Consider the following 26,381-nt stretch of genomic DNA (forward strand, 5'->3'; position numbering starts at 1 on the left):
GCCATGCACGTCCCCGAAACCGTGCTGCTCGCCGAGCCGCTGCCCGCCGCCAACGAGATCACGGCGGTCAGTTGGAATCTGCACAAGGGGCGCTCGCCGCTCGGCTTCACCGCGTGGGACGCGATGCGCAGTTGGGTGGAATCGACGCACGCGGACATCTATTTCCTGCAGGAAGCGATGGCGCGGCGCATGCCGCGCCCGGTGCTCGCGTCCCGCTTCGGCACGCCGATGGCGGAGCCCGTCGACGACATCTGGCACTGCCAGGCGACCGAGATCGCGCGCGCGCTCGACTGGCAGATCGCGCTCGGGCCAAACGTGTTCAAGCCGTCGTGGCGGCACGGCAACGCGATCCTTTCGCCGCACCCGCTCGATCTCGGCGGCCGCTGGGACATCTCCGCGCACCGCTTCGAGCGCCGCGGCCTGCTCGTCGCGCGCGCGACGCTCGCGGGCGGCGCGCCCGTGACGCTGCTGTGCGCGCACCTCGCGCTCACGCGCGCCGCGCGGCTGCGGCAGATGCACTGGATCGCGCACTGGATCGTGCGCAACGCGAGCACGGGGCCGCTCGTGCTCGCGGGCGACTTCAACGACTGGCGCAACGATTCGATCCCGCTTTTCGGCGAGATCGGCCTGTCGGAAGTGGCGACGCTGCTCGGCGAGCCGGGCCGCACGTTTCCGGCGTTCTCGCCCGCGCTCGCGCTCGACAAGATGTTCGTGCGCGGGATGACGCCGCTCGAATGGCGTGCGCCCGGCGACGAGACCGCATGGCTGTCCGACCATCTGCCGTACATCGCGCGGCTGCGGCTGGACCCGCCGTGAGCGCGGCGGCGCGGCACGCGCTACATTAACGGCTTGCCCCCGCCGCCGAGCCCGCGCCGCCATGAACCTGTTGCCGATCCTGCTGCAAATCGCCGCCGTCTACCTCGTCGCGCTCGTCACGCCGGGCCCGAACGTCTTCATGATCTCGCAGTTGTCGCTCTCGGGCCGCCGCGGCCTCGGCGCGGTGTCGGCGCTCGGCGTCGGCACCGCGTCGCTCACGTGGGCGACGCTCGCGATGCTCGGCCTCGCGGCCGTGCTGCACCAGCTCGCGTGGCTGTACGAGGCGATCCGGATCGGCGGCGCGATCTATCTCGTGTATTTCGGCCTCAAGCTGCTGCGCGCGAGCGCGCGGCGCGAGCCGGCGCTGGCGGCCGACCGCCCGGACGACGCCCGCGCCCCCCTGCCGCCGCCCGCGATGCGCGATTACCTGCGCGCGTACCGGACAGGGCTCTTCACGTGCCTGACCAACCCGAAATCGTGCGCGTTCTGGACGAGCGTGTTCGCGGCGATGATGCCCGCGCACGTGCCGCTGTGGTTCAACGGCGCGACGCTGCTGACGATCGGCGCGATGTCGGGCGGCTGGTATTGCAGCGTCGCATACCTGTTCGCGAACCCGCGCGCGCAGCGCGGCTACCGGCGCGTGCGGCGCCCGCTCGACGCGCTGTGCGGGGCGGCGCTCGTCGGCCTCGGCGCGAAGCTCGCGGCCGACCGATGACGGTCGTCGGCGCGCATTCGCTGCGCCAAATCCGCGCGCGCCGCGGGGGTCAAGCCCGCGCTTGCCCCAAGCAGGGTAAAATGGCAAGTTCCTCAATCGTCTTTTGATCGAGAAGGCGCGTGTCCGACGCGCCGGCCGGCCGATCCGTGATCGGGCCGACGCCCTCGGTTTGGGCCCGTTTTGGGGCCCGTTATACGCGTCAGTTTCCGAATCCATGAGCAAATTCGACACCGCTACCGTCCTGTCCGTCCACCACTGGACCGACACGCTGTTCAGCTTCACCTGCACCCGCGACCAAGGCCTGCGCTTCAACAACGGCGAGTTCACGATGGTCGGCCTGGAGGTCGACGGCAAGCCGCTCACGCGCGCCTACAGCATCGTGAGCCCGAACTACGAGGAGCATCTCGAATTCTTCAGCATCAAGGTGCAGAACGGGCCGCTCACGTCGCGGCTGCAGCACCTGAAGATCGGCGACCCGGTCCTGATCGGCAAGAAGCCGACGGGCACGCTCGTCGCCGACAACCTGCTGCCCGGCAAGACGCTGTGGCTGCTGTCGACGGGCACGGGCCTCGCGCCGTTCATGTCGATCATCCGCGATCCGGACATCTACGAGCGCTTCGACAAGGTTGTCCTCACGCACACGTGCCGCCTGAAGGGCGAGCTCGCGTACATGGACTACATCAAGCACGACCTGCCGGGCCACGAGTACCTTGGCGAGGTGATCCGCGAGAAGCTCGTCTACTACCCGACCGTCACGCGCGAAGAGTTCGAGAACGAAGGCCGGATCACCGATCTGATCGCGTCCGGCAAGCTGTTCGCGGATCTGGACGTGCCGCCGTTCTCGCCCGAGCACGACCGCGTGATGCTGTGCGGCAGCACCGCGATGCTGAAGGACACGACCGAGCTGCTGAAGAAGGCGGGCCTCGTCGAAGGCAAGAACAGCGCCCCTGGCCACTACGTGATCGAGCGCGCGTTCGTCGACTGACCCCGATTCTTAATCGACATCAAAAACCGGAGCCTCGCGCTCCGGTTTTTTTGTGCCAAATCCTGGCAACATGGTTACAAAATGTCATATTTGCATCTCAAAATAGTTACAAGTTCTCGTTGGCTTGCGGCATTTGTCTGTCGGTGTTTGTCCTACATCGGGAACATCCCGACGCGTGACAATCGCCTTCAAATGTCCGTCTGGTATGACCTTTTCTATAATTCTGCGATATCATGCGCCGCTGTGAAAACGGTCCCACACGCTGTTACAGTGCCAGACCAAATGTTACAAGATGTAAATAATGTTTCCGCGCCACGTGGCTGACGCCGCCCCGGCAAATCGCGCCGGTCGGCCATCGTTTCAGCAGGTGTCTGAACAGCTTTCTGAACAGAAAGGGAGAGTCATGGATACGCCGTCCGTTGCGCCGTCGATTGCAAGCGCCTCCGCTTCGTCGTCGGGCGACCTCGCCCGCGAGGTCGGCACTCCTTTCGTTTCCCGCTCCGCCCCGCCCGCGCCCGCCGCCGAGCGGCTCGGCGCGCGCGTCGCGCAGTTGTCCGCCGAGCTCGTCGCCGCCGACGAATCCGCGCGCCGCCATCTCGCGGGCGAACTCCACGACGGCCTCGGCGCCGATCTCACCGCCGCGCGCTTCGCGCTCGCGAACGTCGAAACGTGGCTGCCGGACGGCGCGCCCGACGCGTGCCGGCGCGCGCTCGCGCTCGCGCAGCAGGCGCTCGACGCCGCGACGGCCGCGAATCGCCGCCTGATCGACGGCCTGCGCACGCCCGCGCTCGAAGCCGGGCTCGTCGGCGCGCTCGCCGCCTGGATCGGCGCGCACGGCGCGCGCACCGGGCTGCGCACGAGCTTCGTCTGCGCGGCCGACGCGCGCGTCACGCAGTTGTCCGCCGACGGCGCGCTCGCCGTCTTCCGCGTCGCGCAGGAAGCGCTTGCAAACGTTGCCAAGCATGCGCGCGCGTCGGCCGCCGACGTGCGGCTCGACGTCGACGACACGCACCTGACGCTCGTCGTCGCCGACGACGGCGTGGGCATCGCGGCCGCGCGCCGCCGCGGCGGCTACGGGCTCGGCAGCATGCGCGCGCGCTGCGAGGCGCTCGGCGGCACGCTCGAGCTCGCTTCGGCGCGCGCGGGCGGCACGGGCGCCGCGCTGCGCGCGCGCTTCGCATGGAGCGCGCTCGCCGCCGCGCGCGCGCCGGCCGCCGCGCGCAGGGTGCGCCAGGAGGCGAGATGAGCCTGCAGATCCTGCTCGTCGACGACCATGCGATCGTCCGCCAAGGCATCCGCCAGTTGCTGATCGACCGCGGCATCGCGCGCGAAGTCACGGAAGCCGAGTGCGGCAGCGAAGCGCTCGCGATCGTCGAGAAAAGCGCGTTCGACGTGATCCTGCTCGACATCTCGCTGCCCGACATCAACGGCATCGAGGTGCTCAAGCGCCTGAAGCGCAGGCTGCCGCGCGCGCCGGTGCTGATGTTCTCGATGTACCGCGAGGATCAGTTCGCGGTGCGCGCGCTGAAGGCGGGCGCGGCCGGCTACCTGTCGAAGACCGTGAACGCCGCGCAGATGGTGTCGGCGATCAGCCAGGTCGCCGCGGGCCGCAAGTACGTGAGCCCGGCGATGGCCGAGGCGCTCGCCGAGTACGTGTCGTTCGAGAACGAGCCGCTGCCGCACGAGAAACTGTCCGACCGCGAGTACCAGACGCTTTGCATGATCGCCTCGGGCAAGCGGCTCACGGACATCGCGCACGCGCTGTCGCTGTCCGTGAAGACGGTCAGCGTCTATCGGACGCGCCTGCTCGAGAAAATGAAGCTGTCGAACAACGCGGAGCTTACGTTCTACGTGATGAGCAACCGCCTCGTCGACATGAACCCGGCGATCGGCGCGTAGACGTGTGACAAGACGGCGGCCCGGCCCCGGCCGCCGCATGCAAGCAATTGTTTTCATTGGGCGATTTTTTTGCTCCCCGCGTCACGATCGCGCATCGTCCGGCGCGGGCGAGCACGCCATATCCGCTAAAATGGCGGATTTTCCACTTGTCCGGCGCGCGCCCCGCGCCGCCCGGTAATCCCTCGCAATGTCTCTCTTCCGCAAGAAAAACGTCGACCGCATGATCGCCGGCGCGCACGCGGCCGGCCTCAAGAAAGCGCTCGGCGCGGTCGACCTCACCTTTCTCGGCATCGGCGCGATCATCGGCACCGGCATCTTCGTGCTGACCGGCACGGGCGCCGTGCAGGCCGGCCCCGCGCTGATGCTGTCGTTCGTGATCGCGGCGCTCGCGTGCGGCCTCGCCGCGCTGTCGTACGCCGAATTCGCGTCGACGATCCCCGTCGCCGGCTCGATCTACACGTATTCGTACGCAACCCTCGGCGAGCTCGTCGCGTGGATCATCGGCTGGGACCTGATGCTCGAGTACGGGCTCGCGGCGTCCGCGGTGTCGGTCGGCTGGTCCGGCTACCTGCAATCGCTGCTGCAAGGCTTCGGCGTGTCGCTGCCGACGGCGCTCACCGCCGCGCCGGGCGCGCTGCCGGGCGTCGTCACGTATTTCAACCTGCCCGCGTTCGTCGTGATGCTCGTCATCACGACGCTGCTGTCGATCGGCATCCGCGAATCGACGCGCGTGAACAACATCATGGTGTTCATCAAGGTCGCCGTCGTGCTGCTCGTGATCGCGGTCGGCGTCTTCCACGTGACGCCCGCGAACTGGAAGCCGTTCATGCCGCACGGCTGGAACGGCGTGTTCGGCGCGGCGGCCGTGATGTTCTTCGCGTTCATCGGCTTCGACGCAGTGTCGTCGGCCGCCGAGGAAGTGAAGAATCCGAAGCGCGATCTGCCGGTGGGCATCATCGCGTCGCTCGGCGTGTGCGCGTTCCTGTACGTCGCGGTCGCGGCGATCGCGACGGGCATCGTGCCGTGGGCGCAGTACGCGAACGTCTCGCACCCGATCTCGTACGCGCTGCAGGTCGCGGGCGAGAAGTGGGTCGCGGGCTTCATCGATCTCGGCGCCGTCATCGGCATGCTGACCGTGATCCTCGTGATGAGCTACGGCCAGACCCGGATCATCTTCGCGATGTCGCGCGACGGCCTGCTGCCCGCCGCGCTGTCGCGCGTGCACCCGCGCTTCGCGACGCCGTTCCTGACGACCTGGCTCGTCGGCCTGTTCTTCGGCCTGATCGCCGCGCTGATCCCGCTCAACGTGCTCGCCGAGCTGATCAACATCGGCACGCTCGCCGCGTTCTCGATGGTGTCGATCGCGGTGCTCGTGCTGCGCCGCACGCACCCGGATCTGCCCCGCGCGTTCCGCTGCCCGGGCGTGCCGCTCGTGCCGATCCTCGCGGTCGCCGCGTGCCTGTTCCTGATGCTGAACCTGCAGCCCGTCACGTGGATCGCGTTCCTGACGTGGCTCGTGCTCGGCCTCTTCGTGTACTTCGCCTACTCGCGCAGCCGCTCGAAGCTCGCGCGGCGCTGACGCGCCGCCGGCTCGCGCACGCGCGTTCCGCCCGAAACGCTCCCGGCTTCCGGGAGCGTTTTTTTGCGCGCGAAAGCCCTCCTGCACGCTTTCGTCGGACGCGCCATAATCGCGCCATCGAGCGGCCGGCTCTCCCGCCGGCCGGAAAGCTGCAGGGGCGAATCATGGAAAGCGTGGATCTCGAGGTGCTGCGAACGAGCGCACGCTGGCTCGGCGAGGGCCGTCGCGCGCTGCTCGTCACGGTCGTGCGGACCTGGGGTTCGTCGCCGCGCCCCGAGGGCGCGATGCTCGCGGTGCGCGACGACGGGCTCGTCGTCGGTTCGGTGTCGGGCGGCTGCATCGAGGACGATCTGATCGCGCGCGTGCAGGCGTCGGGCGTCGCGAGCTGGACGCGGCCCGAAGCGGTCAAGTACGGCGTGACGGCCGAGGAGGCGCATCGCTTCGGCCTGCCGTGCGGCGGCACGATCGAGCTCGTGCTCGAGCCGCTCGCGCCGGCGAGCGGCATCGCCGCGCTGTGCGACGCGGTCGAGCACGGCCGGCTCGTCGCGCGCACGCTCGAGCTCGCGACGGGCGAGGCGACGCTCGCGAGCGCGATCGCGACCGACGGGCTGCATTTCGACGGCGCGCGCCTCGTGACGATCCACGGGCCGCGCTATCGAATGCTCGTGATCGGCGCGGGGCAACTGTCGCGCTACCTGTGCCAGATCGCGGCGGGGCTCGATTATCAGGTGACGGTCTGCGATCCGCGCGACGAGTACACGGATGCGTGGGACGTGCCGGGCACGCGCGTCGTGCGGACGATGCCCGACGACACCGTGCTCGACATGCAGCTCGACCGCCGCTCGGCGGTGATCGCGTTGACGCACGATCCGAAGCTAGACGATCTCGCGCTGATGGAGGCACTGAAGACGCCGGCGTTCTACGTCGGTGCGCTCGGCTCGCGGCGCAACAGCCAGGCGCGGCGCGAGCGGCTGCGCGAATTCGATCTGAGCGCGGCGGAGCTCGCGCGGCTGCACGGGCCGGCGGGCATCTACATCGGCAGCCGGACGCCGCCGGAGATCGCGGTGTCGATCCTCGCCGAGGTGACGGCGGCGAAGAACGGCGTGTCGCTGCCAACGATCCTGCAGGTCGAAGGGGCGAAGGCGGCGCGGGAAATCGGGGCGAACAGCGGCGTGGCTTGCGGGATTTAGTGCGGCGGCCGCGCCCCGATCGAATGCTCGCCGTCGCCGCCGCGACGCTCAGCGACCGCGCGCCCCGCCCCGCGTGGGCCGCGCGACGCCCGTCGTCCCGCGCACCAGCAATCTCGGCGCGGAAGTCGTCCGCACGCGCGCCGTGGCCGGCAGCGCGCCTTCGCCCTCGCCGCCCGCCTCGCGCAACGCGTTGAGCAGCTCGACCGCCAGGTCCGCCGCTTCGTCGATCGGAATCGCGACGGTCGTGAGCGCCGGCCGCACGTCGTTCGCCAGATGAATGTTCGTGATCCCGACGATCGACAGATCGTCCGGCACCCGCATGCCGCGCTCGGCCGCCGCGTGCATCGCGCCGATCGCGGGCAGGTCGTTCGTCGCGAAGAGCGCGCTCAGATGCGGCTTCGCGTCGAGCAGCCGGCGCGCCGCGCGCACGCCGCCGTCGATCGTGTCCGGCTCGCACGCGATGGCCGCGACATCGAGCCCATGCTCGCGCATCGCGCCGGCGAAGCCGTCGAATCGCGCCGCGTGCACGCCGGTCTCCGAGCGGCCGCCGACGATCACGCCGACGTCGCGATGCCCGAGCTCGATCAGATGCTGCGCCGCGAGCCGTCCCGCGAGCCGGAAATCGACGGCGACGCACGGCAGCGCTTGCGGCGGCGCGTCGGGGCGCTCCCACATGCAGAGCACGACGGGCACACCGCGCCGCTGCGCGTCGAGCAGGTCCGGCAGATGCAGATTCGCGTTCGTCACGAGAATGCCTTCGGAAATCGTCCCGGCGATCTGGTCGAGATACGCACGCCCTTCGGGCGGGTTGTCGTTCGTATTGCAGACGATCAGGAACTGCCCGTTGCGCCGCACCGCCTTCTCGACCGCGAGCGCGAACTCCGGATAGAACGGATTCGCGATGCTCGACACCATCAGCGCGACCGTCGGCGCGCGCCCTTCGGCAAGCGCGCGAGCGGCGAGGTGCGGCCGATAGCCGAGCGCGCGCACCGCGTCCAGCACACGCGCCCGCGTATCGGCGCCGACGCGCCCGCGATTGCGCAGCACGTTCGATACGGTTGCGGCCGTCACCCCCGCGCGCCGCGCGACTTCGTTCAGCGTTGCCATCCCGTCTCTCACTATATGAGAAGCCAATTCAATATTTGATTCACCGATTTTTCCGGCGCACCATCGTCGCACATCGAGTCGCCCGCGATACGGGCGCGATACGGGCGCGACGCCACCGCGATCGCACGCGTTATACGCAGTCGTTTTTCGAGCCCGATGATTAAGCGCTTAATCATACTCGATGCATCAGAACATGGAGTGGAGACAATGGCGAGCATTTCATTGAGGCGCGTGCGCAAAGCCTATGGTGACGGCGCGCCCGTCATCCGCGACGTCGATCTGGAGATCGGCGCGCACGAATTCTGCGTCTTTCTCGGTCCGTCCGGCTGCGGCAAGTCGACCTTGCTGCGGATGATCGCCGGGCTCGAAGACCCGAGCGACGGCGAGCTGCTGATCGACGGACGGCGCGTCGACGACGTCCCCGCCGCCGAGCGCGGCGTCGCGATGGTGTTCCAGAGCTACGCGCTGTTTCCGCACATGACGGTCTACGAAAACATGGCGTTCGGCCTGAAGCTCGCGCGCACGCCGAAGCCCGTGATCGACAGGAAAGTGCGCGACGCCGCGCGCATCCTGCAGCTCGACGCGCTGCTCGAGCGCAAGCCGAAAGCGTTGTCGGGCGGCCAGCGGCAGCGCGTCGCGATCGGCCGCGCGATCGTGCGCGAGCCGGGCGTGTTTCTGTTCGACGAGCCGCTCTCCAACCTCGATGCGACGCTGCGCGTGCAGACCCGCATCGAGATCGCGCGCCTGCACGCGCAGTTCGCGAACGCGAGCGTCGTCTACGTGACGCACGACCAGACCGAGGCGATGACGCTCGCCGACAAGATCGTGCTGCTGCACGCGGGCGCCGACACCGCGCGCGCCGGCAGCATCGCGCAGGTCGGCACGCCGCTCGAGCTGTATCACCAGCCGAACAGCCGGTTCGTCGCGGGCTTCATCGGCTCGCCGCGGATGAACTTCCTGCCGGCCGTCGTCGCCGGCCGCGACACCCATCGCACAACCGTCACGCTCGCCACCGGCGAAGCGCTGACGCTGCCGCGAGGCGACGCCGCGCTGCGCGTCGGCGATGCGGTGACGCTCGGCATCCGCCCCGAGCATCTCGCGCTCGCCGACGCCCAGGCGAGCGCGACGCTCACACGCGACGTCGCACTCGTCGAGCACCTCGGCGAGCTGAGCTACGTGCATCTCGACGAGCCGGGCGGCGCGACGCTCGTCGCAAAGGTGCCGGGCGACGCGCGGATGCGCGCGGGCGATCGCGTGCGGCTGCAGGCGAGCGCCGCCGCCTGCCATCTCTTCACCGAAGACGGCCGCGCGGTGCCCGCGTGCGCCGACGTTCCCCACTACGCATAAGGACCCGGCATGCGCATCGGCGTTTGTTACTACCCGGAACACTGGCCCGAATCGATGTGGGCGGAAGATGCCCGCCGGATGAAGGCGCTCGGCATCGAGCAGGTGCGGATCGGCGAATTCGCGTGGAGCCGCATCGAGCCCGAGCCCGGCGAATACGACTGGGGCTGGCTCGATCGCGCGATCGACGTGCTCGGCGCGGCGGGGCTCGACGTCGTGATGTGCACGCCGACCGCGACGCCGCCGAAATGGCTGATCGACCGCCATCCCGACATCCTCGCGATCGGCGCCGACGGCCGGCCGCGCGCGTTCGGCTCGCGCCGCCACTACGATTTCTCGTCGCCGGCGTACTACGAAGCCTCGCAGCGGATCTGCACGGCGGTCGCCGGGCGCTACGGCCGGCATCCGGCCGTGCGCCACTGGCAGACCGACAACGAGATGGGCTGCCACCACACGGTCGTCAGCTACTCGAGCGCCGCGCTCGCGCGCTTTCGCGACTGGCTGAAGGCGCGCTACGGGACCGTCGACGCGCTGAACCGCGCGTGGGGCACGGTATTCTGGAGCATGGAGTATCGGCGCTTCGACGAGATCGACGCGCCGGTCGGCACCGTGACCGAAGCGCATCCTTCGCATCGCCTCGACTATCGCCGCTTCGCGTCGGATGAGCTCGCGCGCTATCACCGGATGCAGGTCGACGCGATCCGCGCGCACTCGCCCGGGCGCGGCGTCACGCACAACTTCATGCAGCTCTTCACCGAGTTCGATCACTACGCGGTCGCGCGCGATCTCGATTTCGCCGCATGGGACAGCTACCCGCTCGGCGCGCTCGAAGAGCAATGGTTCGCGCCGGAGCTGAAGGCGCGCTGGCTGCGCACGGGCCATCCGGATTTCGCATCGTTCAACCACGACCTCTATCGCGGGATGTCGAAAGCGCCGTTCTGGGTGATGGAGCAGCAGCCCGGCCCCGTCAACTGGGCGCAATGGAATCCGGCGCCGCTGCCCGGCATGGTGCGCCTCTGGAGCTGGGAAGCGTTCGCGCACGGCGCGGGCTGCGTGTCGTACTTCCGCTGGCGGCAGGCGCCGTTCGCGCAGGAGCAGATGCACGCCGGGCTGAACACGCCGGACGACGTGCTCGACGTCGGCGGGCATGAAGCCGCGCTCGTCGCGCAGGAGATCGCCGCGCTGCGCGACGCCGCCGGCGCGCAGGCCGACGCGGCCGTGCGCGCGCCGGTCGCGCTGATCTACGACTACGAAGCGAAGTGGCTGTTCGAAGTGCATCCGCAGGGCGCGGACTTCCACTACCCGCGCTTCGCGTTCGAATACTACTCGGCGCTGCGCGCGCTCGGCTTCGACGTCGACGTGATCCCGGCCGACGCGCCGCTCGACGGCTATCGGCTGATCGTCGTGCCGCCGCTGCCCGTCGTGCCCGATGACTTCGCCGCCCGGCTCTCGGCGTCGAGCGCGCACGTCGTGCTCGGCCCGCGCACCGGCTCGAAGACGCGAGACCTGCAGATCCCGCCGACGCTGCCGCCCGGCCCGCTCGCCTCGATCGTGCCGATCCGCGTGTGGCGCGCCGAGTCGCTGCGGCCGAATGTCGCCGAACGCGTCGAAGGCGCGCTCGGCGACGGCACCGCATTCTCGGGCGCCGCGCGTCACTGGCGCGATCTCGTCGAGCTGCGCGACGCCGCGCGCGGCGACGTGCGCGCCCGCTTCGCCGACGGCCATCCGGCGTGCGTCGCGCACGGCCGGCTGCACTATTGGGCCGCCCTCTTCGACGAAGGGACGACCGCGCGGCTCCTCGCCGACGTCGCCGCCGAGGCGGGGCTCGCGCCCGTGCCGCTTGGCGACAGCGTCCGCGTAAGCCGCCGCGGCGGCATCACGTACGTCTTCAACTACGGCAACGCGCCGTACACGATCGACGCGATCCCGCCGTCGGACTTCGTGCTCGGCGCGGCACGGGTCGAGCCGCGCGGCGTCGCGGCCTATCGCGGCTGACGGAGCCGGCCGTACCGGCGCCCGCGCGGCGCCGCTCACCCACACCCACATCGGAGACATACATGGACCATCGCCCCATCCGCTTCGTCGCCGGGCTCGCGGCGGCCGCCGCCGTCGCGGCCGCGTCGTTCGGCGCCGCATCGCCCGCCCGCGCGGGCACGCTCGCGGTCAACATCGCGTTCAAGGGCGCGAGCCAGCGCGCGGTATGGCAGTCGACATTCGACGCGTTCCACAAGGCGCACCCGGACATCGACGTGAAAGCGACCTTCGTGGACGAAGAAGCGTACAAGGTGCAGTTGCCCGCGTGGCTCACGACAGTCGCGCCCGACATCGTCAACTGGCACGCGGGCGAGCGGATGGCGTACTACGCGCGGCGCGGCCTGTTCGAGGACCTGAGCGCCGACTGGGCGAAGAACGGCTGGAACGCGATGTACGCGTCGACGCGAGACGCGTCGTCGTACAACGGCAAGCAGTACGCCGCGCCGACCGTCTACTACTCATGGGGCCTCTTCTACCGGAAGGACCTGCTGCGCAAGGTCGGCGTGACCGACGAGCCGAAGACCTGGGATCAATTTCTCGCCGCATGCAAGAAGCTGAAGGCGGCGGGAATCACGCCGATCGCGATCGGCGGCCGCGACGCGTGGACGCTCGCCGGCTGGTTCGACTATCTCGATCTGCGGATCAACGGCAACGCGTTCCACCAGCGGCTCATGGCGGGCGACGTGCCGTACACCGACCCGCGCGTGAAGAAGGTCTACACGGCGTGGAAGACGCTGATCGACGCCGGCTACTTCATCGACAACGCGCTGTCCTACGATCTCGACGGCGCGCAGCCGTTCCTGTTCCAGGGCAAGGCGGCGATGATGCTGATGGGCACGTTCATCGCGGCGGGTTTTCCGCAGAACGTGAAGCCGCAAATGGGCTACTTCCAGTTTCCGATCATCGATGCGTCGGTGCCGACCGCCGAGGACGGTCCGGTCGAGTCGCTGCACATCCCGGCGAAGGCGAAGAACAAGGCCGACGCGCGCACGTTCCTCGCGTTCGTCGAGACGCCGGAGATCGGCGCGAAGCTCGCGCAGGGGCTCGGCTCGCTGTCGGCGAACAGCAAGTCGCCGGAACCCGACGATCCGATCTCGCGCATCGGCTTCCGGATTCTCTCGGACACGAAGGGCGGCGTCGCGCAGTTCTACGATCGCGACATGACAAAGGAGATGGCCGACGAAGGAATGAAGGGCATGCAGCAGTTCATGGCCAGTCCCGCGCAACTCGACGCCGTGCTCGCGCAACTCGAGCAGACCCGCAAGCGAATCTACAAGAAGTAAGCCGGCGGCGGCCGCGCGCCGCCGCCTTCCTTCCGGTTCAGGAGTTCGCCGTGACCCGTTCGACCATGCCCCGCCGAGTCGACGCCCGCCCCGCCGCGCGATCGCGCCGGGACGCCGGGCCTCGCGCGCCCGTCGCGCCAATCGCATCCGCCATGCCGGCCATGCCGGCCGCGCGCCGGCCGTCGCGCACCGCGCGCGGGCAGCGGCGCGCCGCGTGGCTCTTTCTCGCCCCCGCCTGCGCGATGGTCGCCGTCTACGTGATCTGGCCGATCCTGTCGACGATGTGGCTGAGCCTCTACAACTGGGACGGCATGACGGCGCGCACCTTCGTCGGCGTCGCGAACTACGTCGAGCTGCTGCACGCGCCGACGTTCTACACCGCGCTGAAGAACAACGTGATCTGGCTCGCGCTCTTCATGCTCGCGCCGCCGCTCGGCCTCGCGTTCGCGCTGTACCTGAACCAGGCGGTCGGCGGCATCCGGCTCGTCAAATCGCTTTGCTTCGCGCCGTTCGTGCTGTCGGGCGTCGTCGTCGGGCTGATCTTCTCGTGGTTCTACGATCCGACCTTCGGCCTGCTCGCGCTTGTCGTCGGACACGGCGTGCCCGTGCTCGGCGACGCGCGCTATGCGACGTTCGGCATCGTGCTCGCCGCACTGTGGCCGCAGACCGCGTACTGCATGATCCTCTACCTGACCGGCCTCACGGCGCTCAACGCCGAGCAGATCGAGGCCGCGCGGATGGAGGGCGCGCGCGGCTTCACGCTGTTCTGGCACGTCGTGCTGCCGCAACTGCGGCCGACGACCTTCATGGCGCTCGTCGTCACCGTGATCGGCGCGCTGCGCAGCTTCGACCTGATCTCGGTGATGACGGGCGGCGGCCCGTTCGAGAGCTCGACGGTGCTCGCGTATTACATGTACGACCAGGCGATCAAGTATTACCGCCTCGGCTATTCCGCATCGATCGCCGTCGTGCTGTTCGCGATCATGCTCGTCTACATCGTCTTCCAACTGCGCCGCATGCTGCGCAACGAACAGTGAGGTGCCGCCATGTTTCCGATGCCGGTCCAGCAATGGAAGCCCGTCTCGCGCAATCTGTACAGGCTGTCGCTGCCCGTCGCGCTCGTCGTCTGGCTGCTGCCGATGATCGCGGTGCTCATCACGTCGGTCCGCTCGACCGAGGAGCTCCAGGAAGGCCGCTACTGGGGCTGGCCGAAGCGCTTCTCGATGATCGAGAACTACCGCGACGCGCTGACGGGCTCGCCGATGCTCCATTACTTCTGGAACAGCGTGCAGATCACGGTGCCTTCGGTGCTCGGCTCGATCGCGCTCGCGGCAATGGCGGGCCACGCGCTCGCGACCTATCGCTTTCGCGGCAACACCGCGCTGTTCGGCACGTTCGTCGCGGGCAACTTCGTGCCGGTGCAGGTGCTGATGATCCCCGTGCGCGATCTGTCGCTGCGGCTCGGCGTGTTCAACACGGTCGAGGCGCTGATCCTGTTCCATGTCGCATTCCAGACGGGCTTCTGCACGCTGTTCCTGCGCAACTTCATCAAGCAGTTGCCGTTCGAGCTGATCGAGGCCGCGCGCGTCGAGGGCGCGGGCGAATGGACCGTGTTTCGCCGCATCGTGCTGCCGCTCATCCGGCCCGCGCTCGCCGCGCTCGCGATCCTCGTCTTCACGTTCGTCTGGAACGACTATTTCTGGGCGCTGTGCCTCACGCAGGGCGACGAGGCGGCGCCGATCACGGCGGGCGTCGCGGCGCTGAAGGGGCAATGGACGACGTCGTGGAATCTCGTGTCGGCGGGCTCGATCCTCGCCGCGCTGCCGTCGGTCGCGATGTTCTTCGCGATGCAGAGGAATTTCGTCGCGGGAATCACGTTCGGCGCGACGAAGGGGTGAGTGGGGCGATCCGCGCGTCGGGGCGCTCGGGCCGCCGCAAAGCGCGCGTCGCGCGCGTCGCCCGGAAAGCGGCGGCCGGCGGCGCGCGCGTCAGGACAAGCCCGCCACCAGCGCCGCGGCCACCGAGCCGGCGACGAGCACGACGCCGACCGTGCGCCGCTTGTTGAGCTCGGTCCAGAGCAGCACGCCCGTCAGCGACAGCAGCACCATCGATCCCGCGATCGTATCCATCAGCAGCACCCAGAACAGGTTCATGCCGACGCCGCGATGCAGGTTGTTGAGCGTCGTGAGGAACGCGTTGTCGGTGTGCTTCACCGACACGTAGCCGTTCCCTTTCCAGTATTCGACCTGCACGTTGCTGCGCGGCCCGAAGAGGCCGAACTGCCAGTGCTCGGGCTGCTCGACGCGCCGGCCGCCCCACGCGACGGGCTGCGCGGGGTCCTTGCGGACGCGGCCGAGCCGGCCGTCGAACGCGAGCTCGCGCCGGACCCACGCGGCCATCGCGTGAGGCGTCGCGGGCGCGGGCGACGGCAGCGCGAGCTGGAGCTGGCTGACCTGCGGCTCGCCGGACGAGATCTTGAGCGGCGGCGCGCGGTGATTGAGGAGCACGCCCGTCACGCCGAACAGCAGGCCGAGCACCGCGCCCCACAGGCCGACCCAGCCGTGCACCTTGCGCAGCCATTTGATGAACGTCGCGCGCCGCGAGCGGCGGCGGCGATCGGCCAGCGCGGATTCGTCGAGCTTGCGCGGCGAGCCCGGATACGGCACCACGACGCCGGAGTGTTTTTCGATCGATTCGGGCGCGTTCACGCTTCGGCTTCCATTCGCACAAAATATCGGGCGGCGCGCAACCGAGTCGCGCGCCGCCCGCATCAATTAAATGAGAATGGATATCATTACATAAAATGGCGACGGACTCAATGTCGCCGGATGGGGGATCGCCGAACAGCAAGGTCCCGAGGCGGAGCCGTCGGGCCATTCGTCGATCGTTCGACTTGTCGATCCGGCGATGCGGCGATCCATCGATCCCCCGATTCCTCGCCTCACCGCCCCCAAGTCCCGCGAAGCGACCGGCCGGCGTCACGCGCGCCGAGCCCGAAACGCCCGCCACACGCGGGACACCTCGCGCCCACGCTCGACGTCCGGCGCCAAGGCACTCACCGCTTCGGCAGCGGCGGAAAAACCGGCAGCGCGCCGCCGCCATCGCCGCTGTCGCCCGCGCCGCTTTCGAGCGCGTACAGCCACGCCAGCAGTTCCGCGACCGCCCGATACAGTTGCGGCGGAATCCGCGCGTCGAGGTCGACCTGCATCAGCAGCGACACCATCTCCGGCGCGGTGTGCACGTACAGTCCGGCATCGCGCGCGCGCTCGATGATCCGCTCGGCGACGAGCCCGTAGCCCTTCGCCACGACGCGCGGCGCGGTGTCGCCGCCCTTCGCGTCGTACGCGAGCACCGCGGCGCGCTTGCGCTGCGGCCCGCTCATCGCGCGAGCTCCCAGTCGTCGCCGGCCCCGACCTGCGACGGCGGCTCACGACGCCCGGCGCCCGACGCGCCGGCCATCCCCGCCGCCCCGGCTTCGCCGCCCGCCGCCGCGCGCGCATACGCGGAGGCGGCCGCCCGCGCGGCCGCCGTGTCGAAGCCGTCCGGCGCGCCGTCGATCGCGCGGATCGACAGGCCGCTCACCTGCAGCCCGAGCGCCTGCAAACGCGCGCGCAGCGCCTCGCCGTGCAGCGCGAGCCGCGCCGCGCCCGCCTCGCTCGCGCGCAGCCGTGCGGCAAGCTGCTCGCCGTTCAGCACGAGCTCCGCGTCGACCGTGCCGAGCAACGGCAGCGCGAGCGTGAGGCGCGTGCGCCAGCCGCGCGCATCCGGGAAATCCGCGTCGGACGCGGGCCGCTCGCGGCCTTGCTGCTCGTCCGGCTCGATCGTCCAGTCGAGCCGCGCGCCCGGCCACGCCTCGCCGATCCAGCGAAACTGATCGGTCGCGAGCAGATCGAGCTGCTGGCGCACGATCGGCAGCGTCGCCGCATGCAGCGAGGCCGCGACCGGCGCCGACGCGTCGACGCTCGCCGCCGGCATGCCGGGCCGCGCGAGCGCCGCCTGCGCGGCCGGCGCGCCGACGGGCTTGCCATTGGCGTCTGCGAGCGCCGCATACGCATCGACGGAACGCGCGAGCGCCGCCGCGTTCTCCCGCGCGCGGCCGGACGCCGCCGCGCCTTCGTCCGCGCCGCCCCCCGGCGGTGCCGGCGCGCGCGCGCCCGCCTGCGCGGGCGCATCGCGGCCGCCCTCCGGCAGCGGCAGACGCGCGGCGAGCAGATCGGCGAGCGCATCGTCGAGTGCATCGCCCGCTTGGCCGGCCGGCGCGCCCGGCGGAGCGCCGCTTGCAAGCCGCGCCTGCGGCTCGCGCGCGAGCTCGGCCGTCGTGCGCTGGCCGGCGAGCCATTGGGCGAGGTGGGACTCGTAGAAGAGGCCGCTCTGAGCAACAGCCTGCGCGAGCGCGAGGCTCAGCGCGGCGGCGGGCGACGCCGCCAAAGCCGCTTGCGCGGCGGCCTGCGCGCCTGGCGCGCCCGCCTCCGCCGCGGAAGGCGCAGGATTGCCGGCGCGGGCATCGGGCGTGACGAGCAGCGGATCGAGCAGCGCCGCCCGCACGGCGGAAGCGGCAAAAGCGGCGGAAGCAGCGGGCGCCGCGGGCAGCAGCGGCGCGGCGCCGACGACGGCGGGCGTCGCGCCGCCGCCGTAGCGGGAAATCGCGTCGAGCGTGAGTCCGACCTCGGACAGCGCGGCCTGCGCGGACGCAGGCGGCGGCCCGCCCGCACCCGGCTGCGGTGTCGCGGCCGCGGGCGGCGTGCCGGACGTGCCGACCTGCGCCGCCGCAGCGCCGCCCGCCGAGGGCTGGATCGCGTCGAGAAGGCTGTCGATGCGGCTCGCCAGGATGGCGGCGGCAGCGGTGTCGATACCGGTCATCGTGAATCCTGACGCGCGCCGAATGAAATCCGGGCCATCCGCGGCAACGAACGCGCGCCGTTCGTCCGCGCGAGCCGGCGCGCCAGAAGGCGGCGGCGCGCCCTGCCCTTTAGCCGCGCGCCCGGTACAGATCCTTGAGCGTCGAGCGGCCCGCGTGGAAGAACGCGGACAGCCGCGCGACCTCGGGGCTCGCGAGATTGCGGATCGCGGCGTCGTCGGCGAGGATGCGGCGGATCAGCTCGAACTTGCGGGTGCGCTCGGCTTCGTCGAGCAGGACGCCCCGCTCGGCCTCCTTCAGCCCGTCGACGAGCCGCAGATATTCGTCCTGAAGCCCGCCCATCGCGTGCCATGCCGCATCGCGAGCCGCGACGAGCATCCGCCCGGACACGTCGGCGATCGCTTCGTAACGGGCAAAGTATTCGTCGTTCCGATTCATCGCGACTGTTCCGTTGCCGCTTGCGCGCTCATCCTGGCCACTTCCGGGCCGATGCCCGTCCACGCGTCCTCGAGCGTCGCGAGCAGGCCATCGACTTCGATCAGCATCGGCTCGCTCGCATCGGCGTTCGCCTGCAGCAGACGCCGGCAGACATACGCGTAGAGCGCGTCGAGGCGCGATGCGATGTCGCCGCCGGCTTCCAGATTCAGCGACTGCTGCAGGCCGCTCTCGACGATGCGGATCGCCTTGCCGATCGCCTCGCCGCGCGCGGCGACGTTGCCCTGCTGCAAATGCAGCCGCGCATGCGCGATCGCCTGGCGCGCGCCCTGATACAGCATCGCAATGAGCCGGTGGGGAGACGCGCCCATCACCCCGGTTTCGACGCCGACGCGCGCATAGGCACTAGCTCCCGCGTGGCCTGGGGTAAACATGGCGTTGCTCCTCTTTGGTGCATTCGATTCGATACCCCCGCTCCGTGCGCGGCACGGCGCGGGCTTGTATCGACGTTATCGGTAAGGAAGCCCGAAAGCTTTAGCGAAATGACGCAGCGCCGGCGGGCGCCGTCAGACGGACATCTGCATGATCTCGTTGTAGGCGCTCACTAACTTGTTGCGCACCTGGAGCCCGAACTGAAAGCCGATGTTGGCCTTCTGCATGTCGACCATCACGTCGTTGAGCGACACGTTCTGCGCGCCGATCTCGAACGCGTGCGCCTCGCCGAGCGCCTTTTGCTGATCGCCGCTGATCTTGTCGAGCGAGGCCTTCATCGCGCTCGCGAACGAGCCGGCCGTCGCCGCGCCGGAGCCGGCGAGCGCCGTGGCCGGGCCTGCCGCGCCGCCCGCGGCCTGCGCGGCCATCGCCTGCATCTGTTGCAGCGCCGAAGCGATGCCGTTGACGGGGGCAACCATGTGATCTCCGCAAAAGAAGCCGGGCCGCGCGGGCCCGGCGGGGGGAACTCCGGCTTCCCGCGAGCGTTGCGAGGGCCGGATTGCGAAAAAGCATAGCAGCCGCGCCACGGCGAAAGCCGCAGAAGTACGGCCGAAACCCGGCTCTATTCGTCCGATCGCGCTTGGCCGCGCTGCGGATAATCGCACCGTGTCAATGTCCGCCTGCTCCGCCGAGCCGGCATTCAGCCCGCAGTGGAGATACTCGACGCATGGACTCGCAGGCCAACTCGCTGATCAACCCCGACGCCCGTTCGAGCCTCGCGGGCGCGCCGCCGCAAGCCGCGGCCGCGGCGGGCGCGCTGCCCGGCGCAGCGGCGGGCGGCGCGGATTTCGGCCTGGGCGGCTTCGCCGAACGCATCCCGGGCCTCGCGCGGATGAGGACCAATCCGCGGCTGCCGCTCCTGATCGGCGCGGCGCTCGCCATCGCCGCGATCGTCGCGATCGTGCTGTGGAGCCGCGCGCCCGACTATCGCGTGCTGTACAGCAACCTGTCCGACCGCGACGGCGGCGCGATCATCACCGCGCTCCAGCAGGCAAACGTTCCCTATAAGTTCGCCGACGCGGGCGGCGCGATCCTCGTGCCCGCGAACCAGGTGCACGAGACGCGCCTGAAGCTCGCCGCGATGGGGCTGCCCAAGGGCGGCTCGGTCGGCTTCGAGCTGATGGACAACCAGAAATTCGGCATCAGCCAGTTCGCCGAGCAGGTCAACTACCAGCGCGCGCTCGAAGGCGAGCTGCAGCGCACGGTCGAATCGATCAACGCGGTGCGCGCCGCGCGCGTGCATCTCGCGATCCCGAAGCCGTCGGTGTTCGTGCGCGACCGCGAGGCGCCGTCGGCGTCGGTGCTCGTCGATCTGTACCCGGGCCGCGTGCTCGACGAAGGGCAGGTGCTCGCCGTCACGCGGATGGTGTCGTCGAGCGTGCCCGACATGCCCGCGAAGAACGTGACGATCGTCGACCAGGACGGCAACCTGCTCACGCAGACCGCGTCGGCCACGGGCCTCGACGCGAGCCAGCTCAAGTACGTGCAGCAGATCGAGCGCAACACGCAAAAGCGCATCGACGCGATCCTCGCGCCGATCTTCGGCGCCGGCAACGCGCGCGCGCAGGTGAGCGCCGACGTCGACTTCTCGAAGATCGAGCAGACCTCGGAGAGCTACGGGCCGAACGGCACGCCGCAGCAGAGCGCGATCCGCAGCCAGCAGACGAGCACCGCGACCGAGCTCGCGCAAAGCGGCGCGTCGGGCGTGCCGGGCGCGCTGTCGAACACGCCGCCGCAGCCCGCGTCCGCGCCGATCGTCGCGAGCAACGGCCAGCCGGCCGGCCCGGCCGCGACGCCCGTCAGCGACCGCAAGGATTCGACGACGAACTACGAGCTCGACAAGACCGTGCGCCACGTCGAGCAATCGATGGGCACGATCAAGCGGCTGTCGGTCGCGGTCGTCGTCAACTATCAGCCGGCCGCCGACGCGAAGGGCCGCGTGACGATGCAGCCGCTCGCCGCGGACAAGCTCGCGCAGGTCCAGCAGCTCGTGAAGGACGCGATGGGCTACGACGAGAAGCGCGGCGATTCGGTCAACGTCGTCAACAGCGCGTTCTCGGCCGCGGCCGACCCGTTCGCGAACCTGCCGTGGTGGCGCCAGCCCGACATGATCGAGCTCGGCAAGGACATCGCGAAGTGGCTGGGCGTCGCCGCGGCGGCGGCCGCGCTGTACTTCATGTTCGTGCGCCCGGCGCTGCGCCGCGCGTTTCCGCCGCCCGCCCAGCCCGTGGCGGCGGCCGTGCCGGCGCTCGACGGCCCGGACGACGCGCTCGCGCTCGACGGCCTGCCGAGCCCCGACAAGAAGCAGCTTGTCGAGGAGGACGAAGAGCATCCGGCTCTGCTCGCCTTCGAAAGCGAGAAGAACCGCTACGAACGCAACCTGGACTACGCGCGCACGATCGCGCGCCAGGACCCGAAGATCGTCGCAACCGTCGTGAAGAACTGGGTGTCCGATGAACGCTGAAGGCTTGACCAAGAGCGCGCTCCTGCTGATGTCGATCGGCGAGGAAGAGGCCGCGCAGGTATTCAAATTCCTCGCGCCGCGCGAAGTGCAGAAGATCGGCGCCGCGATGGCCGCGCTGAAGAACGTCACGCGCGAGCAGGTCGAGGACGTGCTCAACGATTTCGTTCAGGAAGCCGAAAAGCATACCGCGCTGTCGCTCGATTCGAGCGAGTACATCCGCTCGGTGCTGACGAAGGCGCTCGGCGAGGACAAGGCGGGCGTGCTGATCGACCGGATCCTGCAAGGCAGCGACACGAGCGGGATCGAAGGGCTCAAGTGGATGGATTCGGCGGCCGTGGCCGAGCTCATCAAGAACGAGCATCCGCAGATCATCGCGACGATTCTCGTGCACCTCGACCGCGACCAGGCGTCCGAGATCGCGTCGTGCTTCACCGAGCGGCTGCGCAACGACGTGCTGCTGCGGATCGCGACGCTCGACGGCATTCAGCCGACCGCGCTGCGCGAGCTCGACGACGTGCTGACGGGCCTCCTGTCCGGCAGCGACAACCTGAAGCGCGCGCCGATGGGCGGCATCCGCACCGCGGCCGAGATCCTGAACTTCATGACGAGCGTGCACGAAGAGGCGGTGCTCGAAAACGTCAAGCAATACGATCCCGATCTCGCGCAGAAGATCATCGACCAGATGTTCGTGTTCGAGAACCTGCTCGACCTCGAGGACCGCGCGATCCAGTTGCTGCTGAAGGAAGTCGAATCGGAGGCGCTGATCGTCGCGCTGAAGGGAGCGCCGCCCGCGCTGCGGCAGAAGTTCCTGTCGAACATGTCGCAGCGCGCGGCCGAGCTGCTCGCCGAGGATCTCGACGCGCGCGGCCCGGTGCGCGTGTCCGAAGTCGAGACGCAGCAGCGCAAGATCCTGCAGGTGGTGCGCAACCTCGCCGAGAGCGGCCAGATCGTGATCGGCGGCAAGGCGGAAGACGCGTATGTCTGATCGCGCGAGCGTGCCGGGCAAGCCCGTCACCGCGTACCAGCGGTGGGAGATGGCTTCGTTCGATCCCCCGCCGCCGCCTCCGCCCGACGACGGCGGCGCGGCGGCGGCGGCGCTCGCCGCCGAACTGCAGCGCGTGCGCGACGCCGCGCACGCGGAAGGACTCGCCGCCGGCCATGTCGAAGGCCAGGCGCTCGGCTATCAGGCCGGCTACGAACAAGGGCGCGCGAAGGGCTTCGACGAAGGCCAGGTCGAAGCGCGCGCGCACGGCGCGCAGCTCGCCGCGCTCGCCGCGTCGTTTCGCGACGCGCTCGCGGGCGTCGAGCGCGATCTCGCCGACGACATCGCGACGCTCGCGCTCGAGATCGCGCAGCAGGTCGTGCGCCAGCACGTGCAGCACGATCCGGCCGCGCTGATCGCGGCCGCGCGCGAGGTGCTCGCCTCGGAGCCCGCGCTCGCCGGCGCGCCGCATCTGATCGTGAATCCCGCGGATCTGCCCGTCGTCGAGGCGTATCTGAAGGACGAGCTCGACACGCTCGGCTGGAGCGTGCGCACCGACGCGGGCGTCGAGCGCGGCGGCTGCCGCGCGCACGCGTCGACGGGCGAAATCGACGCGACGCTCACGACCCGCTGGGAGCGGGTCGCGGCCGCGCTCGGCAAGGTGAGCGCATGGTGAACGACGCCTGCGGCGACGTGCTCCGCCGCGACGAACTCGACGCGCTCGAGCGCGAGCTCGCGCTCGCGTCGCGCGGCCCCGAGCACGAAGACGCGGCCGCGCGCGACGGCGGCTTCGGCGCCCATCACCACGCGCCCCCGCGCCCGCTCGCGACGGGCACGCCGAGCCCGCGCGCGGCGCTCGCGAATCCGCATCTCGCGCACTGGCGCACGCATCTCGACGGCATCCGCGAGCGCAACGCGCGCGCGCTGCCGCTGCGCCCGTGCGGACGCCTCACTCGCGCGGCGGGCCTCGTGCTCGAAGCGATCGGGCTGCGGCTGTCGGTCGGCGCCGAGTGCACGATCGAGCTGCCCGCAGGCAGCGCGCTGCCGTATGCGCAAGCCGAGGTCGTCGGCTTCGCGGGCGAGCGCCTGTTCCTGATGCCGACCACCGCGGTCGCGGGCGTGCTGCCCGGCGCGCGTGTCTGGCCGCTCGAAAGCGCGCCCGTGGCCGATCCGCTCGCGGGCGCGAAGCGCCTGCCCGTCGGCTGGGAGATGCTCGGGCGCGTCGTCGACGCGTCGGGCCGCCCGCTCGACAATCTCGGGCCGCTCGCGTCGAAGGTCGACGCGCCGCTCACCGCGCCTTCGATCAACCCGCTCGATCGCGAGCCGATCCATCACGTGCTCGACGTCGGCGTGCGCGCGATCAACGGGCTGCTGACCGTCGGCCGCGGCCAGCGGATGGGCCTCTTCGCGGGCTCGGGCGTCGGCAAGTCGGTGCTGCTCGGCACGATGGCGTGCTACACGAGCGCCGAGGTGATCGTGATCGGCCTGATCGGCGAGCGGGGCCGCGAAGTGAAGGAATTCATCGAGCAGATCCTCGGCGAGGACGGGCTCGCGCGCTCCGTCGTCGTCGCGGCGCCCGCCGACGTGTCGCCGCTGTTGCGGATGCAGGGCGCCGCATACGCGACGACGCTCGCCGAATACTTCCGCGATCAGGGCAAACACGTGCTGCTGCTGATGGATTCGCTCACGCGCTACGCGATGGCGCAGCGCGAGATCGCGCTCGCGATCGGCGAGCCGCCCGCGACGAAAGGCTATCCGCCGTCGGTGTTCGCGAAGCTGCCGGCGCTCGTCGAGCGCACCGGCAACGGCCCCGAAGGCGGCGGCTCGATCACCGCGTTCTACACGGTGCTCACCGAAGGCGACGACCAGCAGGACCCGATCGCCGATTCCGCGCGCGCGATTCTCGACGGCCACATCGTGCTGTCGCGCTCGCTCGCGGAAGCCGGCCACTACCCGGCCATCGACATCGAAGCGTCGATCAGCCGCGCGATGACCGCGCTGATCGACGACGCGCACCTCGAGCGCGTGCGCCAGTTCAAGCAGATGCTGTCGCGCTACCAGCGCAATCGCGATCTGATCGCGGTGGGCGCATACGCGCCGGGGCGCGACGCGCAGCTCGACCGCGCGATCGCGCTATACCCGCGCATCGAATCGTTCCTGCAGCAGGGCTTTCGCGAATGCGCGCCATACGCGCCGAGCCTCGCCGCGCTCGATGCGCTGTTCGAATCCGAAGGAGGCTGATCGTCATGGCCCAAACGTTTCCGCTCCAGCTCCTGCTCGACCGCGCGCAGGACGAACTCGACACCGCGACGAAGCAGCTCGGGCGCGCGCAGCGCGAGCGCACCGACGCGCAGGCGCAGCTCGACGCGCTCGTGCGCTATCGCGACGAGTATCGCGTGCGCTTCGCCGAGTCCGCGCAATCGGGGATGCCCGCCGGCAACTGGCGCAACTTCCAGGCGTTCCTCGACACGCTCGACGCGGCGATCGAGCAGCAGCGGCGCGTGCTCGCCGCCGCGCAGACGCGCATCGACACGGCGCGCCCCGAGTGGCAGGCGAAAAAGCGCACGCTCGGCTCGTACGAGATCCTGCAGGCGCGCGGCGCGCGCCAGGAAGCGCAACGCGCCGCGAAGCGCGAGCAGCGCGACGCCGACGAGCATGCGGCCAAGGCGCTGCGCATGCGCGCGGACGCGGCGAAGTAAGCGCCCTCCATCGAACCCGAACACGAGATCCGCCATGCCTCCTCTTCCCCTGATCGGTACGCTGCTCGGCGCAGCGAGCGCGATGGTCAAGTCGTCGGCCGGCGCCGCGGCGAACGCGTCCGGCGCATCGGGCGCGCCGTCCGGCGACGCATCGTCCGCCGCGCCGTTCGCGCAGACGCTCAGGCAAAGCGTGCAGACGCAGCGCCAGGCGAACGCGAGCGCCGGCGCGCCAAACACCGGCAATGCGACGAATGCCGCGACGAATGCCGCGACGAAACCCGCAACGAATGCCTCGACAGATACCGCGACGGGCAATGCCGCGAACGCTTCCACGCCGAGCGCGAGCGGGCAGACGGCGGCGAGCGCGAACAACGCGAAGGCGTCCGGAAAGCCGGACGATCAGGACGACGACAAGAACGCGACGCAGTCTGCATCAGCGGATGCCGCGACGCTCGCCGCGGCTGCATCGCTGCAAGCGCAATTGCAGGCGCGGCCGGATGCGCAGGCCGCGCAGGCCGCGCAGACCGCCGCCGCCGCGCAAGCGGGCGCGAGCGACGCCGCGCATCCGCCGACGACGCCCGCGACGAACGCCGCCGCCAACGGCGACGCCGATTCGTCCGCGCCCGCCGGCGCGCAGCCGCCGGTCGGCGATGCGCTGAACGCGGCGTTGAGCAAGCTGACAGGCGCCGGCCGGACGAGCGCGCCGGCCGCGCAGCCGGCGGGCCGGGGCGGCGGCGCGCCCGCCTCGCTTGCCGCGAACGGCGCCGCATTCGACAAGGTGCTCGCGGGCGCGAAGGCTCCCGCCGCGCAAGCGGCGCTTGCCGACGCTTCGGGCGCAAACCCGGCGAACGCAAACACAATCGCGAACGCGGCGGCGAACGCCGCCCGGCCCGACGCGCTGCGGGACGCCGCCGATTCCGCCCGCTCGACGCTCGCGGCGTCGAGCGCGCCGGCCGCGCTGCAACAGACGGCGCCCGCCGCGCTCGCCGCGAACGCGAACGCGAACGCCGCGGCGGCATCGGCTGCGCCGTCGCTCGCGCCGCCCGTCGGCACGCCGGACTGGACCGACGCGTTGAGCCAGAAGGTCGTGTTCCTGTCGAACGCGCATCAGCAGAGCGCGGAGCTCACGCTGAATCCGCCCGACCTCGGACCGCTGCAAGTCGTGCTGCGCGTTGCCGACAATCACGCGCATGCGCTCTTCGTATCGCAGCACGCGCAAGTGCGCGAAGCGGTCGAAGCCGCGCTGCCGAAGCTGCGCGAAGCGATGGAAGCGGGTGGACTCGGGCTCGGCAGCGCGAGCGTCAGCGACGGCGGCTTTGCGTCCGCACAGCAGCAGCAAACCCCGCAACGACAATCGCCGGACGGCTCCGCGGCGCGGCGCGCGTCCGGCGCATCGACAGCCGACGCCGCGCCCGGCGACGCGGCGGCAGCATCTTCCAGCGGCGCGACGCAGCGCACCGTCGGGATGGTCGACACGTTCGCCTGACGGTCGCGCCCGC

The 26,381-nt window shown here is 70.3% G+C and carries 25 protein-coding genes; 18 read left to right on the plus strand and 7 right to left on the minus strand.

Features of this window, described 5'->3' with window-relative positions; all coding sequences use genetic code 11:
• Positions 1–3 precede the first annotated feature (3 nt).
• From WT16_RS07570 to WT16_RS07600, 7 genes are all read left to right on the plus strand, one after another.
• Positions 4–816 (plus strand): endonuclease/exonuclease/phosphatase family protein, encoded by an 813-nt coding sequence (locus WT16_RS07570; RefSeq protein ID WP_009911022.1) that lies wholly within the window; start codon positions 4–6, stop codon positions 814–816.
• A 61-nt stretch (positions 817–877) separates the two neighbouring features.
• On the plus strand, positions 878–1,531 hold the full coding sequence (locus tag WT16_RS07575; RefSeq protein WP_015601308.1) for a LysE family transporter: 654 nt from the start codon (positions 878–880) through the stop codon (positions 1,529–1,531).
• 214 nt (positions 1,532–1,745) lie between these two features.
• Entirely contained in the window at positions 1,746–2,516 is a 771-nt protein-coding gene (locus tag WT16_RS07580) for a ferredoxin--NADP reductase (RefSeq protein WP_006024186.1), read from the plus strand.
• 403 nt (positions 2,517–2,919) lie between these two features.
• Positions 2,920–3,762, plus strand: a complete 843-nt coding sequence (locus tag WT16_RS07585; protein ID WP_059930607.1) for an ATP-binding protein — start codon at positions 2,920–2,922, stop codon at positions 3,760–3,762.
• Positions 3,759–4,415 carry a response regulator transcription factor RqpR gene (rqpR, locus tag WT16_RS07590; RefSeq protein ID WP_006024184.1) on the plus strand — a complete coding sequence of 219 codons (657 nt, stop codon included), beginning with the start codon at positions 3,759–3,761 and terminating at the stop codon, positions 4,413–4,415. Before WT16_RS07585 ends, rqpR begins: the two co-directional genes overlap by 4 nt.
• Positions 4,416–4,602: 187 nt before the next feature.
• Entirely contained in the window at positions 4,603–5,994 is a 1,392-nt protein-coding gene (locus tag WT16_RS07595; protein WP_006024183.1) for an amino acid permease, read from the plus strand.
• 164 nt (positions 5,995–6,158) lie between these two features.
• A complete protein-coding gene (locus tag WT16_RS07600; protein WP_063532999.1) occupies positions 6,159–7,184 on the plus strand; it encodes an XdhC family protein in 1,026 nt (341 codons plus the stop codon).
• 48 nt (positions 7,185–7,232) lie between these two features.
• Here WT16_RS07600 and WT16_RS07605 read toward each other — a convergent pair whose 3' ends face one another.
• Positions 7,233–8,291 (minus strand): LacI family DNA-binding transcriptional regulator, encoded by a 1,059-nt coding sequence (locus WT16_RS07605; RefSeq protein ID WP_063533000.1) that lies wholly within the window; start codon positions 8,289–8,291, stop codon positions 7,233–7,235.
• A 207-nt stretch (positions 8,292–8,498) separates the two neighbouring features.
• Here WT16_RS07605 and ugpC point away from each other — a divergent pair, with 207 nt between their 5' ends.
• The 5 genes from ugpC (at position 8,499) to WT16_RS07630 (ending at position 14,850) form a co-directional block, all read left to right on the plus strand.
• A complete protein-coding gene (gene ugpC, locus WT16_RS07610) occupies positions 8,499–9,638 on the plus strand; it encodes a sn-glycerol-3-phosphate ABC transporter ATP-binding protein UgpC (RefSeq protein ID WP_059930613.1) in 1,140 nt (379 codons plus the stop codon).
• 9 nt (positions 9,639–9,647) lie between these two features.
• Entirely contained in the window at positions 9,648–11,630 is a 1,983-nt protein-coding gene (locus tag WT16_RS07615; protein ID WP_059930614.1) for a beta-galactosidase, read from the plus strand.
• A gap of 62 nt (positions 11,631–11,692) precedes the next feature.
• Positions 11,693–12,952, plus strand: coding sequence for an extracellular solute-binding protein (locus WT16_RS07620; RefSeq protein ID WP_063533001.1), 1,260 nt, complete (start codon positions 11,693–11,695; stop codon positions 12,950–12,952).
• 152 nt (positions 12,953–13,104) lie between these two features.
• A complete protein-coding gene (locus tag WT16_RS07625) occupies positions 13,105–13,989 on the plus strand; it encodes a sugar ABC transporter permease (protein ID WP_156521407.1) in 885 nt (294 codons plus the stop codon).
• Between the two features lie 9 nt (positions 13,990–13,998).
• Positions 13,999–14,850, plus strand: a complete 852-nt coding sequence (locus WT16_RS07630; RefSeq protein WP_015601769.1) for a carbohydrate ABC transporter permease — start codon at positions 13,999–14,001, stop codon at positions 14,848–14,850.
• 90 nt (positions 14,851–14,940) lie between these two features.
• Here the strand turns inward: WT16_RS07630 and WT16_RS07635 are convergent, their stop codons facing one another.
• The 6 genes from WT16_RS07635 to fliE all read right to left on the minus strand — a co-directional run bounded on the left by WT16_RS07635 (position 14,941) and on the right by fliE (position 19,156).
• Complete coding sequence (locus WT16_RS07635) at positions 14,941–15,660, minus strand: PepSY-associated TM helix domain-containing protein (protein ID WP_063533002.1); 720 nt, start codon at positions 15,658–15,660, stop codon at positions 14,941–14,943.
• Positions 15,661–16,007: 347 nt separating this feature from the next.
• Positions 16,008–16,334, minus strand: a complete 327-nt coding sequence (locus WT16_RS07640; protein WP_006024174.1) for an EscU/YscU/HrcU family type III secretion system export apparatus switch protein — start codon at positions 16,332–16,334, stop codon at positions 16,008–16,010.
• Positions 16,331–17,812, minus strand: coding sequence for a flagellar hook-length control protein FliK (locus WT16_RS07645; protein ID WP_063533003.1), 1,482 nt, complete (start codon positions 17,810–17,812; stop codon positions 16,331–16,333). Before WT16_RS07645 ends, WT16_RS07640 begins: the two co-directional genes overlap by 4 nt.
• 109 nt (positions 17,813–17,921) lie before the next feature.
• Complete coding sequence (locus tag WT16_RS07650; protein ID WP_006024172.1) at positions 17,922–18,248, minus strand: flagellar protein FliT; 327 nt, start codon at positions 18,246–18,248, stop codon at positions 17,922–17,924.
• Positions 18,245–18,679, minus strand: a complete 435-nt coding sequence (gene fliS, locus WT16_RS07655) for a flagellar export chaperone FliS (RefSeq protein ID WP_063533004.1) — start codon at positions 18,677–18,679, stop codon at positions 18,245–18,247. The genes WT16_RS07650 and fliS overlap by 4 nt, the downstream gene beginning before the upstream one ends.
• 132 nt (positions 18,680–18,811) lie before the next feature.
• Entirely contained in the window at positions 18,812–19,156 is a 345-nt protein-coding gene (gene fliE, locus WT16_RS07660; protein WP_015600580.1) for a flagellar hook-basal body complex protein FliE, read from the minus strand.
• A gap of 248 nt (positions 19,157–19,404) precedes the next feature.
• Here fliE and fliF point away from each other — a divergent pair, with 248 nt between their 5' ends.
• From fliF to WT16_RS07690, 6 genes are read left to right on the plus strand one after another with little or no spacing between them, the layout of a single operon-like run.
• Positions 19,405–21,201, plus strand: a complete 1,797-nt coding sequence (gene fliF, locus WT16_RS07665) for a flagellar basal-body MS-ring/collar protein FliF (RefSeq protein ID WP_006024169.1) — start codon at positions 19,405–19,407, stop codon at positions 21,199–21,201.
• Positions 21,191–22,186 (plus strand): flagellar motor switch protein FliG, encoded by a 996-nt coding sequence (fliG, locus tag WT16_RS07670; RefSeq protein WP_009911003.1) that lies wholly within the window; start codon positions 21,191–21,193, stop codon positions 22,184–22,186. The genes fliF and fliG overlap by 11 nt, the downstream gene beginning before the upstream one ends.
• Positions 22,179–22,859, plus strand: coding sequence for a flagellar assembly protein FliH (gene fliH / locus WT16_RS07675; protein ID WP_063533005.1), 681 nt, complete (start codon positions 22,179–22,181; stop codon positions 22,857–22,859). Before fliG ends, fliH begins: the two co-directional genes overlap by 8 nt.
• Complete coding sequence (fliI, locus tag WT16_RS07680) at positions 22,853–24,424, plus strand: flagellar protein export ATPase FliI (RefSeq protein WP_063533006.1); 1,572 nt, start codon at positions 22,853–22,855, stop codon at positions 24,422–24,424. The genes fliH and fliI overlap by 7 nt, the downstream gene beginning before the upstream one ends.
• A gap of 5 nt (positions 24,425–24,429) precedes the next feature.
• Complete coding sequence (gene fliJ, locus WT16_RS07685; protein ID WP_006024164.1) at positions 24,430–24,882, plus strand: flagellar export protein FliJ; 453 nt, start codon at positions 24,430–24,432, stop codon at positions 24,880–24,882.
• Positions 24,883–24,916: 34 nt separating this feature from the next.
• Complete coding sequence (locus WT16_RS07690; RefSeq protein WP_063533007.1) at positions 24,917–26,368, plus strand: flagellar hook-length control protein FliK; 1,452 nt, start codon at positions 24,917–24,919, stop codon at positions 26,366–26,368.
• Positions 26,369–26,381: the final 13 nt, after the last annotated feature.

Origin of the sequence: Burkholderia sp. MSMB1589WGS (assembly GCF_001636105.1) — a bacterium.
GTDB classification, from domain to species: domain Bacteria; phylum Pseudomonadota; class Gammaproteobacteria; order Burkholderiales; family Burkholderiaceae; genus Burkholderia; species Burkholderia humptydooensis.